We start from the raw sequence: 16648 nt of genomic DNA, 5'->3' as shown, positions 1-16648 counted from the left end.
TTCGGATAGCGGGCGGTTGGATTGGGTGTCGGAACTCATCTGGCGTCTCCCCGTCGCTCTGCGATCTTGTCGGACCGTTTCGGCCTCATTCGTCACCCCGGTTGCCCCGGGTGCAAAAGGGGCGCGCCCATCACAGGCGCGCCCCGCATCAGGTCCGGCTTACTGCAGCCAGCCTTTTTCCTTGTAGTACTTCTCGGCACCCGGATGCAGCGGTGCCGACAGGCCATCCGCAATCATCTCTTCCGGCTGCAGGTTGGCAAATGCCGGGTGCAGCTTTTTGAAGTCGTCGAAGTTTTCAAAGACCGAGCTGACAACTGCATAGACCGCGTCATCCGACACGTCTGCCGAGGTCACGAAGGTCGCGCCCACACCAAAGGTCGTGGTATCCCCGTCCGAGCCGCGATACATGCCACCCGGAATGGTCGCGGTGCGATAGTACGAGTTGCCATCGATCAGACCCTGGATCGCATCTCCGGTCACGTTCACCAGAACGGAATCACACGCAGTGGTCGCTTCCTGAATAGACCCCGACGGGTGACCCACGGTGTAGATCATCGCGTCCAGCTGGTTGTCGCACAGCGCCGCCGACTGTTCAGCCGCTTTCAGTTCCGAGGCCAGTTCGAAATCATCGATGGTCCAGCCCATCGCTTCCAGCACAACATCCATCGTGCCGCGCTGACCGGACCCGGGGTTGCCGATGTTCACGCGCTTGCCCTTGAGGTCCTCAAAGCTGGAAATCCCCGCATCCGCGCGCGCCACAACGGTAAAGGGTTCCGGATGCACCGAGAACACCGCCCGCAGATTCTCGAACGCGCCCGCGTCTTCGAACTTCGAGGTGCCGTTATACGCATGATACTGCCAGTCCGACTGCGCCACACCAAACTCCAGCTCGCCCTCGCGAATGGTGTTGATGTTGTAAACCGACCCACCGGTCGATTCCACAGAACACCGAACCCCATGCTCCTTGCGGCCCTTGTTCACCAAACGGCAAATCGCACCACCGGTCGGATAGTAAACACCCGTTACACCACCCGTCCCAATCGTGATAAACTCCTCCGCATACGCAGCAGGCGCTAGAAAAGCAGCGGTCGCGAAGGCGGTGATTGAAGATTTATTGAGCACTTTGACACTCCTGTTGTCAGTCTTTTTTGATCCTTATGGGAATGCCTGATTGACCCAAAACACGGTTTTGGAATCAGCCACCCAGATGCCCAAGATGAAAGCGAAACCAAACAACGCGTGTCTATACGTTAGATTACGTATAGGCTTGGGGGTCGAGAGGCTGGCATGATGCCCCGGCCCACCCGCACAGACGGTCTGGATTGAAGATTGGACAGCACAGCGCAACAGGATTTCCGTCGGGATCAGGCCGAACCCGCCCGCAGGCGCAGGTCGCTGCGCGCGACACTGGCCCTGTGTCTGGCGGGGCTGCAGTTTGTCGCGGTGCTGTCGGTCACGCTGTCGACCTTTGTCAGTTCGGAAAACGCGCTGTTGCGGCAGTCGCGTATTTCGCTGAACGAGGTCAGTGTCAATGTTATCGGTCAGGTTAAGAACTTTCTGAACCCGGCGCGGCAGGTGCTGGATGCCACGCGGCGGCTGGCGGAAAACGATGTGCTGGACATCAACGATACCGCCGCGCTGGAAAGTCATTTCTTTCAGCAATTGCAGGTGGCCCCGCAGCTGGCCGGGATTTATCTGGCCGATGAAACCGGGCGTTTTGTCTATGTGATGCGCACCGAGGAACCCGGCCGTTACCGCACCAAGACCATCCCGCCCTTTGCGCCCGATATCACCGAACACCCGGCGGATTTTCAGTGGCGCAACGACCGTTTCACCCTATTGGAGACCGCCGAGACCCAGACCGACACATATGAGGCCCGCACCCGCCCGTGGTTCACCATGGTCGATGCCGCGAAAGCCCCGATCTGGACGCAGCCCTATATCTTCTACACCACCCGCCAACCGGGGATCACCTATGGCGTGCCGGTGTTGGACGACACGGGCGAAATCCGCGCGATTCTGGGCATCGACATCCAGATCGATGCGCTGTCGGGCTTCCTGCTGGACATCTGGTCGGACCGGCGTGGCGCGGCACTGGTGCTGAACGAGGATGGCTCGGTTCTGGCGCATCCGACATTGGTTCTGATCGATCAGGATGCGGATTTCGACAATCCGGAACTGCCGATGGTCGACCAGATCAATGACGCTTTGGCGCGTCAGGCCTTTGGCACGTTGGTGCGAGAAGACAACGCGGGCATCGACGGCCCGGTTCACACGGATTTCGAACTGGATGGGCAGGATTACGTCGCTATGCTGATCGAGGTCTCGGAACCCGGTCTGAACTGGTTGATCGGGCTTTACGCCGCCGAGGATAACTTTATCGGTGAGATCAAGAAGAACCGGGTGCAGGGCATCTGGATTGCGCTGTCCATCGCCATCCTGACCGGCGCCATAGGTCTGGCACTGGCCGATCGCATCTATGCCCCGGTGCGCAGCTTCGCCAGCCAGACCCGGCGTGTTTCAAGCGGTGAAATCACGCCCGAGGAAGGGTTGCACAGCCCCTATCGCGAGCTGGAAGATACCGGGGCCGCGCTGGCGCAGGAGGTCCGCCAACGGCAGCGGTTCGAGACCGCCTATGGACGCACCTTCGATCTGGCCTCGCGCGGGATGGCGCAGATTTCGCCGGAAACGGGCCGGTTCCTGCGGGTGAACGAGCAGCTTTGCGACATCATGGGCTATCAGCCCGGTGAGTTGGAGGCCATGACGCTGGCAGAAACGCTGCCCGATGACGGCCAGCAGATCGCGGTCAAGTTCCGCGAAACGCTGTTGCAGGATTCGGAATTCATCGCCGAGAACCCGTTTGTCCGCAAGGATGGCTCGACCATCTGGTTGCGGGTGAATGCGATCCTGATCCGGGATGAGAACGGCGTGCCGGACCACGCGGTTGCCATTGTCGACGATGTCAGCGACCGCAAACAGGCCGAGGACGAGGCCAGCCGCCTCAGCCGGGATCTGTCACATGTGGCGCGGGTGAACCTGATGGGCGAGATGGCCTCGGGGCTGGCGCATGAGCTGAACCAGCCGCTGAGCGCGATTTCCTACAATGTGGACGCGGCCAAGATCACGCTTGAGGAAATCGGCGATCCTGATCCCGAGCTGAGCCAGATCCTGACCGATATTGACCGCCAGTCGCGCCGCGCCGGCGACATCATCCGCGCCCTGCGCGAAGTGGTCCGCAAGGATCGCGGGCGGCAGACCCCGTTCGAACTGGGCGGGTTGATCCGGCAGACCGTCACGCTGATGGAGGCCGAGGCCCGGGTGCATGATATCAAACTTGCTTATGATGAAACCGCCCTGCCCCCGGTTATTGGCAACCGGACGCAGATCGCGCAGGTGCTTGTCAACCTGTTGCGCAACGCCATTGACGCGCTGTCCCGTGACCCGCGCGATGATGCTCGGATCAGTATCACCACCCAAACCGCCGAAAGTCACGTCGAGGTTCAGATCAAGGACAACGGGCCGGGCGTTGCCGCGGACGTGACGCTGTTCAACACCTTCGACACTCAGAAGTCCGATGGTATGGGCCTAGGCCTGTCGATCTGCCGGACCATCGTCAAAGCCAATGGCGGCAGCATCTGGCATGATGCGACCAACGCCTCGGGTGCGTGCTTCTGTTTCACGTTGCGCCGCAGCGACCGACCGGAGACCGAGGAATGAGCCCCGATCAGCTGACCGTCTATATTGTCGATGACGATGACGATGTGCGCATCGCCTTGTCGCGGTCGCTCAGCAAGCGCGGGATGTGGGTCGAGCATTTCGGCGACGCCCAGGCCTTTCTGAACGAGGTCAGGCATGACGCCTTGGGGTGTCTGATCCTCGACTATGGGATGCCCGGGATGGACGGGTTGGAGTTGCAGGATCATCTGGTCCGCCACGACTCGACTCTGCCGATTATTTTCATCTCAGGCCATGGCGGCATTCCTGAATCGGTGCGAGCAACCAAGGCCGGTGCGATTGATTTCCTGGAAAAACCCTTTGACCTAGCTGTTCTGATTGAACGGATCGAGGCCGCGTGGGCGTTGGGCGCGCAACTGCGCGCAGAAAAAGCCAGGCGGCAAGAACTGGCGGACAAACGTGGCCTGCTGACCGAACGGGAAGAACAGGTGCTGCACCATATCCTGACCCACCCTGCCCGCACTTCGAGCAAGGAAATCGCCGCCGAACTGGGCATCAGCCCACGCACGGTCGAAATCCACCGCGGGCGCATTCAGCAGAAGGTCGGAGTGAAAACCACCATCGAGCTTTATGAACTGTTCGCGCAGATGCAATAAACACCGGCTCTATGGTGCCGCAATTCAAGTTTTGGATTTACTTGAACCAAAAGGCGTCCGTTTTCTGCATGGGTACGGTGATTTACGTTCGCGACAGGGCGATTTGGTTGGCGCGTTAACACGCAATCATCTGATGATTTCACCTGCGGTTTAGGCTAGTTTGTATTTTACCAAAATGGCCGCCGCAGCGATGCAACAAAGGCGGATTAATCCAAGGACGCGAGCTTACCCATGCTGTCGTATTGGAGCATTGAGGGGCCATTGACTCCCAAGCCAAGCTCTCCAATCATCATATTGTGATTGTTTAATGAGGTATTGGCATGGTTGGCTGGCTGCATCGTTTTGGACTGACGATAACATTTTTACTCACGTTTGCCTCTGATCCCGCGGCACAACAAAGCCCCGAGGCACTGTTGGCAGAGGCCGAACGGATCTATGTACGCGCAAACGGTTCACCTGCCTCGCTGATCGCGGTGAAAAACCTGCTAGACCGGATCGTAAATGAATATCCGTCATCAGATCTGGCCGTAAGTGTGCAGGCGGCCGAACCGGTTGGCGCGATCGATATAGTTGCGCTGAATGGATGGCTCGTCAGCAATGGGCTTGCGCCAACGACAATCAGGAACCAACCAGCGCAACTCAAGTTACCGCCGTTACATTCGGGACAGTCTGCAACTGCGCCTCTGCCGATGTCGCCCGGAACCGAGGAAACCGAGGCTTTGTTGGGGCTTGATAAACAGGGTTTTCGCGATCTACAGGCGCGCCTGCTGGTTCTGGGTTACGATCCCAACGGGATCGATGGTGTCGCCGGTCGCGGGACACGCGCCGCGTTAAGAGCCTGGCAACAAAGCCAGGGCCTCAATCCGACCGGGTATCTGAGTGGCGATCAGCGTCTGCGTCTTCGGGCCACTTCCGAGGCAGCGTTGAACACTTGGCGTGCCGACCCGGAAAATGAGCGCCTTTATACACCGCCGCCGCCAATCGCACTGGGTCCCGCGAACCTGTCCGGAACATGGCGGTTTACTACGAAATGCGGGGCTTCCAGCGCGCTGGGACGAACCACGATCACCGGCGTCCTGAATGTCGGCCATGCCGGGGGAAACAGATATACCGGACGCGTTCAGCAATCGCAGGGATTTCGCGGGCAGTTTTCGGGCCGTTTGAACGGTCGCAAAATGTCGGGTGACATCAATTGGGGCCTGCTTCTAGGGCGTGTTCAGGTTGTCGGAACCATTGCTGATCAAAAGCTTACAATGAGCGGCCGGGATTCAAACCGATGCTCGTTTTATGCGGCGAAATCCTGAATTCAGCCAGCCGCGCCTGTTGGACCACAACCCTTACTGCCAAGTGTCAATCGGTGGTTTCGGCTTCTCCGTTCAGCGTATCAAACACTGCCCGACCCTCTTCGGTTTGAAAAAACCCTTCGCGTCCCAGCAACCAGTAGCCGTTGGACGAAGTCGCCTCATGGACGGACAGCTTCACCAGACTACCTGCGGTCAGGTGGTCTTGGATGACACCGGCCCATCCCAAGGCGATCCCCGAACCCGCCAAGGCAAGATGTAACGCCATGCCGTGATCGTTCACGGTGATCCGGTTGTCAGTAAATATCCAGTTTTCGGTACCGCTGCTCAGCCAGGCTTGCCAATCCAGCCAGCGGTTTTCGGGGTCTTCTTGCTCGATCAGTGGAATTCCTGCCGCGTCCACGCGATCCTTCAGTTTCAGGATCTGCCGGGCCACGCTGGGCGAGGCGACCGGGAAAACCCTTTCGCTGATCAACAGGCGCGATTCGAACCCCGGCCAGTTGCCATCGCCGAATGCGATCCAGCAATTCGCCCCTTCGCGGAACAGATCGGCATCCGCGATCAGGGTCACAACTTTCGTCCGGACGCTCAGCCGTTCCGACAACGCGGCAAGGCGCGGCGACACCCAATGGGTACCGACACCTGCATAGGTCGCAATTGTCCACACTTGTTTCTGATCGGTGCGTCGGATGCGGGCTGATGTTTCGCGGATATTATCAAAAGCGCGTGAGACTGATTGGAACAAGTCATGCGCCGGTGGCGTTGGCTCAAGCCCGCCATTCTTGCGCAGGAACAGACTGGTGCCCAGATCACGTTCTAGCTGCTTGATCTGATAGCTGACCGCAGGTTGCTGGACATTCAACGCGTCGGCTGCACGCGTGAAATTTCCCAGGATGTAAACTTCTTCAAAGGCGCGAAGGCCCTTCAGCGTCGGCGTGCGTCGTGACATCGAAAAATTCGATACCCCCTCAAAATTTTTCCGCATTTTACAGATGAAGCGTTCAAATTAAACAACCCCAATCAGAAATTGATCAGGCAGAAAAACCACAATGTGCCGTTAATGATCCGGATACGACCGAGGCCTACTCAGCCTCACTGCAGTCAACCGTCGAAGGGTTTGGGGCAGGTCGTGTCAGGCGTCAATTTTCTCATTGAGGTCTCTTCCTGAAAAGTCTGCGCTGCAAAATTGGTCGACAAACCAAGAAACTGTGATTTGGTCGTTTTGGGAGGAAAGGCCATGCAAAAAAATTATGAAGCGCTGACACAAAATGCAGCCAACTTCGTGCAGCTGTCACCACTGTCGTTTCTGTCTCGGGCCAATTCGATACATGGTGATCGTGTCGCGGTAATCTACGGGGAATTGCGACGCAGCTGGGCTGAAGTCGGCACGCGCGTCCGCGCCATCGCAAGCGGTCTTGGTGCGCTGGGGCTGGAAAAGGGCGACACGGTTTCGGTGCTTTGCCCGAACATCCCCGAGTTGTTCGAACTGCATTTTGCGGTGCCTCTGTCGCGTGCGGTTCTGAATACTCTGAACACCCGCCTCGAACCAGAGACGATCGCTTACATCCTGGATCATGCGGACACAAAACTGGTGATCGTTGATCGTGAGTTTGTCCCGCTGCTGTCGCAGGCGTTCCAGAAGTTGGGTCGGTCCATCCCGGTGGTCGAAATCAACGACCCCAATGCGCCTGTCTCTGAATCACTGGGTGGGCGGGATTACGAGGAACTCACAACCGCGCCGATTGGTCCGGGCCTTTCCAATGCACCGGCCAGCGAATGGGATGCTATAGCGCTGAACTATACCTCTGGCACATCAGGCCGCCCCAAAGGCGTAGTCTATCACCATCGCGGCGCATACCTCATGGCGTTGGGGACCGTGGCGGCGTGGGAGATGCCGCATTATCCGGTCTACCTGTCGGTGGTTCCCATGTTCCACTGCAACGGCTGGGGCCATCCCTGGATGATGGCCATTCTGGGTGGCGCCAAGGTTTTCACTCGCACCCCGGCAGCGGACAAGGTTCTGGATGCCATCCGCACCCATGGCGTTACCCATCTGGGCGCTGCACCGATCATCTTGCAGATGATCGCCGAACACGAAGAGGCCAGGACCGCCCCGTTCGACCCCCCGATCCGGGTTTTGACCGCCGGTGCGCCCCCGCCCCCGTCGGTTCTGGAAAAGACCAAGGCGATGGGGTTGGATGTCATGCAGGTTTATGGCCTGACCGAAACCTACGGCCATATCTCGCAATGCCTCTGGCAGGATGAGTGGGACGAGAAACACCCGTCCGAGCAGGCCCAGCTGCAGGCCCAGCAAGGCATCGCATTTCCCATGGTCGAAGATGTCACCGTTCTGGACAGCGAAACCGGGAAAGAAGTCCCGCGCGACGGCGAAACGCAGGGTGAAATCGCCATTCGCGGCAACACAGTAATGAAGGGCTATTACAAAGATACTGAGGCGACCGAAAAGGCATTCAAGGACGGCTGGTTCTGGTCCGGTGACGCTGCAGTGATGCAGCCTGACGGCTATATCCAGATCCGCGACCGCCTGAAGGATGTGATCATTTCCGGGGGCGAGAATATCTCGTCGGTCGAGGTCGAGGCGGTGCTGTATCGTCACCCTGCTGTACAGGCGGCAGCGGTCGTCGCCAAGCCCGATCCCAAATGGGGCGAGGTGCCCTGTGCTTTCGTCGAACTGCGCCCCGATCATGACGCCAGCGAGGCCGAGATCATCAGTTTTTGCCGTGAGAACCTGGCCGGCTTCAAAACACCGAAGGCAGTGGTCTTTGCCGATCTGCCAAGAACCTCGACCGGCAAAATCCAAAAGTTTCAACTGCGCGATGTCGCAAGATCCGCAAAGGAGTAGGCCCGCTCAGTCACGCCAACTGCACTTTTGCGCGACCAGGTCTCTGACCGACTGCAAATGCGATTGTGTAGATTGTGAAGCTGCGATTATCAGGGTCCGGAACGCCGACAAGATCGCTCAGCGCAACCTCGGCATCGCTCACCCCCGTCGCCTGAATGTTATCCCCTGCCCTGTCCATCAGCGTGCCATCACCACCGTAAAAGGACACAACAAAATCGGCAGGGTCGTCACCCGGCCCCAAAGTGATTTCTACAAATTCATGAGTTGTGCTGTCGCTGATATCTACATCAGCAGTCCGGTAATGTATCTCGGATATAAACGCCATTTTGTACTCTGTTTGAGGCAACAGATCCAAGATATGCGAGATGCGTTAACGCACTGTTATTTCGGGCTCTGATCAAATCCCACCTAGGCGGCAGGCCTTGATGGCACCTTTTGGCAAAGGTTGGAATTGAGCCAAACTTTCTGATTGAGGCCGCAACAACTCAGGAAGGCGGCTGTGCAGGCTCTTCCTCTGCCGGTGGCACGGCTCGTTGATAGAGATGCCATGTGGCGTGACCAAGGATCGGCAGGGTGAAGATCAGGCCCAGAAACGCCGGAACCAGCGACAACAGCATGGTGACCGAGATAATCGCCGCCCAACTGAGCATGACCACCAGGTTTTCCGTGACGACCCGGATCGAGGTCAGCATGGCAGATACGAAGTTGGTTTCCCGGTCCAGCAGCATGGGCATAGCGACGACCGTCACCGTGAACAGGGCCGCTGACAGACAAGCGCCGACGCAGGTGCCAATAAACAGGAAGGTCCAGCCCTGCGGCGTGAAGAACACGGCGTTCAGGAACCCGTCGAAATCCGAGAACGACGCGTTCTGCAGGATAATCGCCAGCCAGAGCCGGATCTGGTATATCCACACCCAAAAAATGAACAGGGTGACAAAGGCCATCCAGCCCATTTCGCGCTTGCGCTGATCGGCCATGACGGTGAGGATTTCGGACCAGCCGAAACACTCGTTCTTCTGTAACCGTCGGGATATGTCATACAGCCCGGCAGCCGCGAAAGGTGCCACCAGCGGAAAGCCCACGATAGCAGGAATGATCATCCAGATCTTACCGAGCCAGATCAGGCTCCAGACAAACAGCAGTCCAAAAACAGCGTAGAACAGGCCGAAGAAACCGCTCATGACAGGGCGTGCCAGAAAGTCGGAGAACCCTGCCTTCAGCGACGCGGAGATATCATCAGCAGTCACCTTGTTGACCTTGGGCACGGCCCGCTGCGGTGTCAGATTATCTGGTGGTGTCGAACCTGCGGTTTTGGATGTCATGACACACTCCTCCTAAAGGATGGCCCGCGCTGGTTCGTCTGCCACCAGACTCGGCGGCGAAATAGACATCCCTTCTGTGTATAAGTCTGCAGCAGCTAAGGCATAAGGGCAAGGGCGGAGTACAGCAGTCGAGTTGCTGGACGGTAGTGAGGAAACAGACGCGGCAACCAGAGTTTGAGATGCGCTCCGGCAGCGGCTGAAAGCCCGTCAGCGCGACATATCAAAACTGCCAACCAACAAGGTCTTGATCGCAGCGGGGTCCGGAACGAAACCGACGCCAGGGCCATGCGGAACGGCAACCCGGCCCTCTGAAACCGTCAGGTCGATTTCCCCCAGTTCAGTTCTTAAGGGGTTGGGATTTGCGTCCAGTTCCACCAACCCCTCGCCACCCACGGCGGCTAGAACGTGAACCGATGCTGCCAGACCAAGCCCGGTTCCCATGTAGTGCATCGTACATGTGGCACCAGATTTAGCCGCATGTTGCCCAACGGCGTAACTGCCGCTGACTCCGCCCCATTTGGCGACGTCGGGTTGAACCACGCCCAGTTTGCCCGCGCCCATGAACTCCTGAAACCGGGTCAGAGATGTGATATTCTCACCTCCGGCAATGGGTACATCCACGGCTTGCGCCAACTCGGCCCAATCGCTGAGCGGGGCATCTGCGCGCAGCGGTTCCTCGACAAACCCAAGCCCGGCATCTGAAAGCGCCGTCACGGTTTCGATCGCATCCGGGACCGACCAGTTCTGGTTGGCATCCACCATGATTTTCAACCGATCCCGGGCAATCGAACGCACATCCCGGAGAATTTCGCAATCCTTGGCCAGCCCATGGCCAATCTTCAGTTTTACACCCCTGTGCCCGTCACTGATGATTTCTTCCAAGGAATTTCCCATGTCCGCCAGGTTCGGAGTGCTGGCATAGACGGGAACGGACGCAGGCGTGTTGGTCGACAAAAGCGCGCATAGCGGAACGCCCCGTCGCCGCGCGGCAATATCGGCCATCGCCGTATCGATACCCGACATGCAATGGGCAAAAGGTCCGTATTCCCCGGTATGAATGACCATCCGCGCAAGGTCGCTTTCAAGGACCTCACGACAATCCGAGTAAGCTTCAAACCGCGCCCCGATCAGATGCGGAGCAATCACGTCTTGCATCAGGTTCTGCCGCGCCAGATTGCCCCGGGGCGGGAAGTTGCACCAGATCTCTCCCCAACCGGTCACACCATCCCGGTCAGTCAACGCAATCAACAGACCGTTGCGCACGGGCATCGTACCCAGCGAGGATTCAGGACCGACCGGCGGACGCGCCGATACGGCAAATGCCTGCACACGGTCAATCGTAATTGGGTCGGGGTCTGAAGGGGTCATGTCGTTGTCCTAATAACCGACCAGAGTATTGCGGGCCGAAGTCGTAAAATGCGCATCCAATGCCTTTTGAACGGCCGCAAGATCACGGGATTTCAGCGCATCCAGAATGGTCAGATGATCCTGCATCGCGGTGACGTTAATCCGTCTCGGCGGCACCCGGCGATGTACCTGCCGCGCTATACGCAGTTTGGTTTGCGTATATTCATGCACCTTGGCGATCGCCTTGTTCCCCATCGAAGCCACGATTGTGCGGTGAAAGTCGCGGTCGAAATCCAGAATGAAGGCATTGTGTTCTGTCAGGTCTTCGGTGGTTTCCAGACCTTTCAATGCCTCGATATGGCGCGCGATCTGATCTTCAATCCATTCGTCTGTGACAACCTCAAGAAAAAACCCGACTGCATGGTTTTCGATCATCACCCGAAACTGCATGTTTTCACGCATGAAATCGAAATCCGGGTAGATGATTTTGAACCCGGCGCGCGGCTTGACCTCGACCAGATCCAATTCTTCCAGCAGCACCAGCAACTCACGCAAGGGTGACATCGAGGTGCCCAGAATCTCGCACAGTTCCGCCTGGCGGATGACCTCACCCACCTTGATATCCTCGGACAGGATGGCCTGCACGAACCTTTCCAGATCTTGGGATTTTTGCGTGATTTTCATTGCCTCGCGGCGCTCCGGGCTGATCCGTCATCAGAATTACCCAATAATCACCGACTTAAAACATGCAGTCAATCTTTCAAATGCATTTTTAAATATTTTTAAAGTTGCTATAAATAGTTTTACGTTTTAGGCTCCGCTCAAGTCGATACCTTCCGTGACAGGGTTGGCGGATTGAATTTAAGCGTGGGAGGCGGCCTGAAACATGGCTCAGGTGACTTTGTCGGATATCAAAAAGTCCTATGGGACCGTCGACCTGTTCGACGGCGTGGACCTTGAAATCGACACGGGCGAGTTTGTCGTGTTTGTGGGCCCGTCCGGCAGTGGAAAATCCACACTTCTACGCATGATTGCAGGTCTTGAATCGGTGACGGACGGTGTCATTGAGATCGAAGGCCAGGATGTCACTTACGACGAGCCCTCTGATCGCGGAATCGCCATGGTATTTCAGAACTATGCGCTTTATCCGCATATGGACGTCTACGGCAACATCGCCTTCAACCTTCGTCTTGCAAAAATGCCCAAAACCGAGGTGCATGAGCGCGTGATGGAAGCGGCCCGTATCCTGCATCTGGATGAGCTTCTGGACCGGTCGCCTGCGCAATTGTCCGGTGGGCAACGCCAACGCGTCGCAATTGGCCGCGCGATTGTACGCAAGCCCAAGGTGTTCCTGTTTGATGAGCCATTGTCGAACCTCGACGCTGCCCTTCGCACTCAGATGCGGTTGGAGATCGAGACTCTGCACCGTGAAATCGGGGCCACGATGATATATGTAACCCATGACCAGACCGAAGCGATGACATTGGCCGACCGCATCGTTGCGCTGGACTACGGCGAGGTGCAGCAGATCGGCACACCTGACGATTTGTATAATGCGCCAACGAACAAATTTGTGGCAGGGTTCATCGGCTCGCCCAAAATCAACTTTCTTGCCGCTACCGTTCTGTCGTCCGTGGGCGACAGCGTAGTGGCCCGGATCGACGGGCTTCCGGATGCCCAGATCACCCTGACGGCCTCCGGCCTTTCTGAGGGTGACAAGATTGATTTGGGCATTCGCCCCGAAGAACTTCACATTGCCGACGCAGATAACGACCAGGACAACGTCCTGAACCTGCGCGGAACCGTCGAAATCGCGGACAGGCTGGGCAACATCACCTACGCCTATGTCAACGCGGGGCTGGGGACGAACCTGACAGTTCAGACTTTTCAGAAACGCAAGATTCAGACGGATACGACTGTCACTCTGACGGTTTCCGCAGATCGGATCGATGTTTTCAATCCGCAGGGAAACCGGTGCTCGCCGGCCAAGCCATAAACAGACACCCCAAGAGGGAGGAATTGGGATGAAGAAAACTATAAAAACACTAGCGTTCGGATGCGCTGCCGTGCTGTGCGCGACCAGCAGTTTCGCTCAGGACAAGGTCAAGCTTCTGGTTTGGGGCGATCCTGTCCGCGAGCCGTTCTTTCAGGCCTTTGACGAAGCCAGAGACGACATCGACGTCGAGTTCGTCTCGATTGCCCGCAACGAAATGGTGGCCAAATTACAGCTGGCCCTGCGGTCCGGCGAAGGTGTTCCGGATGCGATATTCATGCAAGACGTCAATTTCGCCGCCCAACTTTCGACCCGGCGCGCGAACTACCTGATGGAGCTTTCGGACAAGGTGGATCAGGACACAGTGGATGGGTTCTATCCCACGTCGCTTGCCCCCTGCGAAAAGGCCAACGGGTCGTTGATCTGCCTGCGCAACGATGTGGCTCATTTCATGCTGTGGTACAACGCACCTCTGATGCAGGAGCTCGGGCTGAACGTCCCGACCACTTGGGAAGAATATGAAGCCGTTGGCACCGCTGCTGCCGCCGATGGCTCCGGTATCGTCTCTGGTGCCGCTGCCATGCATATACCGCTGATGAATTTCCTCTATTCCAACGGGTGCGAACTGGCAGTTCCGCTGGCGGATGACCCTGAAACCCTGAAGATCAATGCCACGGCCCCGCAATGCGTTGAGGCCGCACAATTGGTAGACCGGATGCTGGCCTCGGGCGCATTGGCGCGTGTCGCCCCATTCGATCCAGAGTTCCTGGAACTGGCGAAATCCAACAAGCTTCTGATGATCCCCGGTCCGACTTGGTTTGGTGAATTCATCATCAAACGTCGCTACGAATTCACCGATGGCATGACTGGTGTCGCAATGACCCCGAAATGGGCAGCACAGGACGACCCGCTGATCTGGAGCTGGGGCGGCGGCGTCTGGGGCGGCTGGAAAGACACCGAGCACCCGGACGAGGTCATCGATCTGCTGAAATTCGTCACGACGGATGCAGACGTGAACCGCACCGCTGTCACTATGCCAGCTTATCAGCCCGCCTCGGTCGAGTGGGGCGAGGCGTTTGACGGCTCTGGTTACTACGCCACCGACGGCTCGTTCGGCACCATGGTTGACGCCGCCGCTTTCGGGCATCCCGGCTATGCCTCGCTGCGGCTGGACACCCGCGCCAGTTTCACCAAGGCAGTGGTCAACGATTTGGCCAGCGGTGCTACCTTTGAATCCTTGCTGCCACAACTGCAGGAAGAGTTTGTGAACGCCGCGCAGTTGGCGGGCTACAAGGTCGTCACCGACTAAACAAAACGAAGCGCGCCGCGGGCCGGAGCCTGCGGCGCGTCCATCGCAACAGGCTGGGCGACCATGTCATCACTCACAGAAACCGAGCGAGAGAACCGCAAGCGGAGAGCGGCGCGCCGACAGACTTTGGTGTCTTACGTCCTGTTGCTTCCCTATCTGGCGCTGATGGTGATGTTTGCGGTTTTCCCTGTCCTTTACGCGTTCGGGCTCAGCTTTTTTGACACGTTCGAGAACGTGTTCTGGGGCCTGACCAACTATCGCGAAGCTCTGAACGACTACCGCCTCGTGCCCGCCATCTGGAATGTATTGCAGTATGTTGTCATCTGGGTGTCGATGATGGTGATCGGTGTCACGCTGCTGGCGCTGCTGCTGGACACCTTATCCGAGCGTCCCGCCGCAGTGATCCGTTCGGTCTATTTCATGCCCGGCGCGATTGCGTCATCAGCTGTCGTGGTGTTGTGGCTGTTCCTTCTGGATCCGCTGGTCTCACCCTTCGGTTTTGTGTTCGAGGCGGTCGGTTGGGACAACCGGCAAAGCACGATCAGCGGCCTGGGTGAGGTCTGGATATTTGCGCTGATGGGGTTCCTGGGGAATTCCGGTGGCTGGATCGTGGTACTGGGCGGCGCATTGTCCGGCCTTTCGCGCGACATCCTCGAGGCCGCGCGGATCGACGGAGCGAACCCCTGGCAAATGGCTACGCGTATCAAGATCCCCATGATCTCAAAGACGATCACGCTGATGGCAATCATGACACTGGCGGTTGGTATGCAGATTTTCGTCGAACCGCATCTGATGTCCCTGGCAGGTGGTCAATTCGACAAGCCTGACTGGTCGGTCACGCAGTTGGCTTATTTCTATGCCTTTCGCTTTGGCGATTTCGGTGTCGCCGCCGCGATCAGCACTTTGTCGCTGGTCCTGCCCCTGATCATCGCCTTCACGCTGATCTTCGCCACCCGTTTCTACAAAATCGACTAGGCCCGTCATGGATACGTTACTTCCAAAAAACAAACTGCGCCTGAGCTCCTTTGTGATCTGGTCGATTCTGGCCTTTTTTGTTGTCGTTTACGGCTTGCCACTGCTTTGGTTGTTCATCGCAGGAACTCGATCCGAAAGCTCTCTGATATCGGACCCGCCCCTTGCCCTGGGCAGCTTCGCGGCAATGAAAGAGACTTTTCTGAACCTGGCGGGCTACAACGATTTCCAGATGCTGACCTGGGCTGCGAACTCGGTCATTTACACGGTTGGCAGCGTGACACTGACCCTCGTGTCCTGCGTCCCGGCCGGATATGCGTTGGCAATGTCGGAGTTCCGCGGTCGCAAGATGATCCTCATCATGACGTTGGTGGCGATGATCACGCCATCGCAGGCGATCATCCTTCCGATCTTTCTAGAGATGACGATGCTGGGCCTGACGAACACGTATCTGGGCCTGATCCTTGCGTCGTCTTTTTTTCCCTTCGGTGTCTACCTGTCTTATATTTACTACACGACGTCACTGCCCAAAAGTGTCGTAGAAAGCGCGCGGATCGACGGGTGTGGCCACTTCCAGTGTTTCATTCATATGGCGTTACCGCTGGCAAAACCCCTGCTGGCGTTGGTGGCATTTTTCAGTTTCGTCAACAACTGGAACAACTACTTTCTGGCCTTCGTACTGATCTCGGATGACGACAAGCAAAACCTTCCCGTCGGGCTGACAACGCTGATCAACTCGTCCGGCGCGCTGAATCCGCAAGAGGCTGCAAACAACCTGCCCGTTGGCCAACCAGAGGCCATTCAGGCCGCAATTCTGGTGGTGCTGCCCATTATTCTGGTCTTCCTCGTCTCACAGAAATACGTAAGATCCGGCCTCAATGCAGGTGCCGAGAAAGGGTGACGTTTCATCAATGTCAGACGCATTTTAGCGCCTGAACCAGGAACCCGTCTTTCCATCTAACTTGTTTGGCGGAACTTGGCTGACCCTTCCGCTTACCAACAAGATCAAGACCGAGGCCTTTGAATTCGCTCTGGTTCAAGTTTCCGATAAACATGTCATCTTCAAAAAAGTGGTATTCGGCGGAGCTCCACCAGCGTAAATAGTCTGTAACGCGTCAGAAGAGCGATCTCGCATTTCGCATATCTTCACCATGTCTGAGTGGAGCTCTATTTCTTCAAAGAAGGTCCAATGAGGACAAGTGATTTCCGA

At 57.3% G+C, this 16648-nt stretch carries 14 protein-coding genes; 8 read left to right on the top strand and 6 right to left on the bottom strand.

What is annotated here, in order from left to right:
• Positions 1–159: 159 nt before the first annotated feature.
• Positions 160–1122, bottom strand: a complete 963-nt coding sequence (locus ACR0NJ_RS07555; protein WP_480816518.1) for a TAXI family TRAP transporter solute-binding subunit — start codon at positions 1120–1122, stop codon at positions 160–162.
• Between the two features lie 207 nt (positions 1123–1329).
• Here ACR0NJ_RS07555 and ACR0NJ_RS07550 point away from each other — a divergent pair, with 207 nt between their 5' ends.
• The 3 genes from ACR0NJ_RS07550 (at position 1330) to ACR0NJ_RS07540 (ending at position 5635) form a co-directional block, all read left to right on the top strand.
• Positions 1330–3717 carry an ATP-binding protein gene (locus tag ACR0NJ_RS07550; protein WP_480816517.1) on the top strand — a complete coding sequence of 796 codons (2388 nt, stop codon included), beginning with the start codon at positions 1330–1332 and terminating at the stop codon, positions 3715–3717.
• Positions 3714–4331, top strand: coding sequence for a response regulator transcription factor (locus tag ACR0NJ_RS07545; protein ID WP_480816516.1), 618 nt, complete (start codon positions 3714–3716; stop codon positions 4329–4331). The genes ACR0NJ_RS07550 and ACR0NJ_RS07545 overlap by 4 nt, the downstream gene beginning before the upstream one ends.
• 320 nt (positions 4332–4651) lie before the next feature.
• Complete coding sequence (locus tag ACR0NJ_RS07540) at positions 4652–5635, top strand: peptidoglycan-binding domain-containing protein (RefSeq protein ID WP_480816515.1); 984 nt, start codon at positions 4652–4654, stop codon at positions 5633–5635.
• A gap of 46 nt (positions 5636–5681) precedes the next feature.
• Here ACR0NJ_RS07540 and ACR0NJ_RS07535 read toward each other — a convergent pair whose 3' ends face one another.
• Positions 5682–6581 (bottom strand): LysR family transcriptional regulator, encoded by a 900-nt coding sequence (locus ACR0NJ_RS07535; protein ID WP_480816514.1) that lies wholly within the window; start codon positions 6579–6581, stop codon positions 5682–5684.
• 288 nt (positions 6582–6869) lie between these two features.
• Here ACR0NJ_RS07535 and ACR0NJ_RS07530 point away from each other — a divergent pair, with 288 nt between their 5' ends.
• Positions 6870–8495 (top strand): AMP-binding protein, encoded by a 1626-nt coding sequence (locus tag ACR0NJ_RS07530; protein ID WP_480816513.1) that lies wholly within the window; start codon positions 6870–6872, stop codon positions 8493–8495.
• A 10-nt stretch (positions 8496–8505) separates the two neighbouring features.
• On the opposite strand, the gene ACR0NJ_RS07525 is transcribed toward ACR0NJ_RS07530, so the two are convergent.
• From ACR0NJ_RS07525 to ACR0NJ_RS07510, 4 genes are all read right to left on the bottom strand, one after another.
• Positions 8506–8820 carry a hypothetical protein gene (locus ACR0NJ_RS07525; RefSeq protein WP_480816512.1) on the bottom strand — a complete coding sequence of 105 codons (315 nt, stop codon included), beginning with the start codon at positions 8818–8820 and terminating at the stop codon, positions 8506–8508.
• A 160-nt stretch (positions 8821–8980) separates the two neighbouring features.
• Entirely contained in the window at positions 8981–9817 is an 837-nt protein-coding gene (locus ACR0NJ_RS07520) for a DUF2189 domain-containing protein (protein ID WP_480816511.1), read from the bottom strand.
• A gap of 207 nt (positions 9818–10024) precedes the next feature.
• Positions 10025–11185, bottom strand: coding sequence for a mandelate racemase/muconate lactonizing enzyme family protein (locus tag ACR0NJ_RS07515; protein WP_480816510.1), 1161 nt, complete (start codon positions 11183–11185; stop codon positions 10025–10027).
• Between the two features lie 9 nt (positions 11186–11194).
• Positions 11195–11848 (bottom strand): GntR family transcriptional regulator, encoded by a 654-nt coding sequence (locus ACR0NJ_RS07510; protein WP_480816509.1) that lies wholly within the window; start codon positions 11846–11848, stop codon positions 11195–11197.
• A 202-nt stretch (positions 11849–12050) separates the two neighbouring features.
• Between ACR0NJ_RS07510 and ACR0NJ_RS07505 the strand changes: the two genes are divergently transcribed.
• The 4 genes from ACR0NJ_RS07505 to ACR0NJ_RS07490 all read left to right on the top strand — a co-directional run bounded on the left by ACR0NJ_RS07505 (position 12051) and on the right by ACR0NJ_RS07490 (position 16339).
• Entirely contained in the window at positions 12051–13160 is a 1110-nt protein-coding gene (locus ACR0NJ_RS07505) for an ABC transporter ATP-binding protein (RefSeq protein WP_480816508.1), read from the top strand.
• A 28-nt stretch (positions 13161–13188) separates the two neighbouring features.
• On the top strand, positions 13189–14466 hold the full coding sequence (locus tag ACR0NJ_RS07500; protein ID WP_480816507.1) for an ABC transporter substrate-binding protein: 1278 nt from the start codon (positions 13189–13191) through the stop codon (positions 14464–14466).
• A gap of 63 nt (positions 14467–14529) precedes the next feature.
• Positions 14530–15441 carry a carbohydrate ABC transporter permease gene (locus tag ACR0NJ_RS07495; protein ID WP_480816506.1) on the top strand — a complete coding sequence of 304 codons (912 nt, stop codon included), beginning with the start codon at positions 14530–14532 and terminating at the stop codon, positions 15439–15441.
• A gap of 184 nt (positions 15442–15625) precedes the next feature.
• Positions 15626–16339, top strand: a complete 714-nt coding sequence (locus ACR0NJ_RS07490) for a carbohydrate ABC transporter permease (RefSeq protein ID WP_480816505.1) — start codon at positions 15626–15628, stop codon at positions 16337–16339.
• Positions 16340–16648 lie beyond the last annotated feature (309 nt).

The sequence above is a fragment of the Ruegeria sp. F11 genome, from assembly GCF_056533855.1.
This window is presented reverse-complemented; position numbering and strand designations above follow the sequence as displayed.

Coding starts and splice junctions, on each gene's coding strand:
- ACR0NJ_RS07505 (WP_480816508.1), top strand. CDS start 12,051: ATGGCTCAGGTGACTTTGTCGGATATCAAAAAGTCCTATGGGACCGTC.
- ACR0NJ_RS07535 (WP_480816514.1), bottom strand. CDS start 6,581: ATGTCACGACGCACGCCGACGCTGAAGGGCCTTCGCGCCTTTGAAGAA.
- ACR0NJ_RS07495 (WP_480816506.1), top strand. CDS start 14,530: ATGTCATCACTCACAGAAACCGAGCGAGAGAACCGCAAGCGGAGAGCG.
- ACR0NJ_RS07510 (WP_480816509.1), bottom strand. CDS start 11,848: ATGAAAATCACGCAAAAATCCCAAGATCTGGAAAGGTTCGTGCAGGCC.
- ACR0NJ_RS07520 (WP_480816511.1), bottom strand. CDS start 9,817: ATGACATCCAAAACCGCAGGTTCGACACCACCAGATAATCTGACACCG.
- ACR0NJ_RS07515 (WP_480816510.1), bottom strand. CDS start 11,185: ATGACCCCTTCAGACCCCGACCCAATTACGATTGACCGTGTGCAGGCA.
- ACR0NJ_RS07530 (WP_480816513.1), top strand. CDS start 6,870: ATGCAAAAAAATTATGAAGCGCTGACACAAAATGCAGCCAACTTCGTG.
- ACR0NJ_RS07490 (WP_480816505.1), top strand. CDS start 15,626: ATGAAAGAGACTTTTCTGAACCTGGCGGGCTACAACGATTTCCAGATG.
- ACR0NJ_RS07525 (WP_480816512.1), bottom strand. CDS start 8,820: ATGGCGTTTATATCCGAGATACATTACCGGACTGCTGATGTAGATATC.
- ACR0NJ_RS07545 (WP_480816516.1), top strand. CDS start 3,714: ATGAGCCCCGATCAGCTGACCGTCTATATTGTCGATGACGATGACGAT.
- ACR0NJ_RS07500 (WP_480816507.1), top strand. CDS start 13,189: ATGAAGAAAACTATAAAAACACTAGCGTTCGGATGCGCTGCCGTGCTG.
- ACR0NJ_RS07540 (WP_480816515.1), top strand. CDS start 4,652: ATGGTTGGCTGGCTGCATCGTTTTGGACTGACGATAACATTTTTACTC.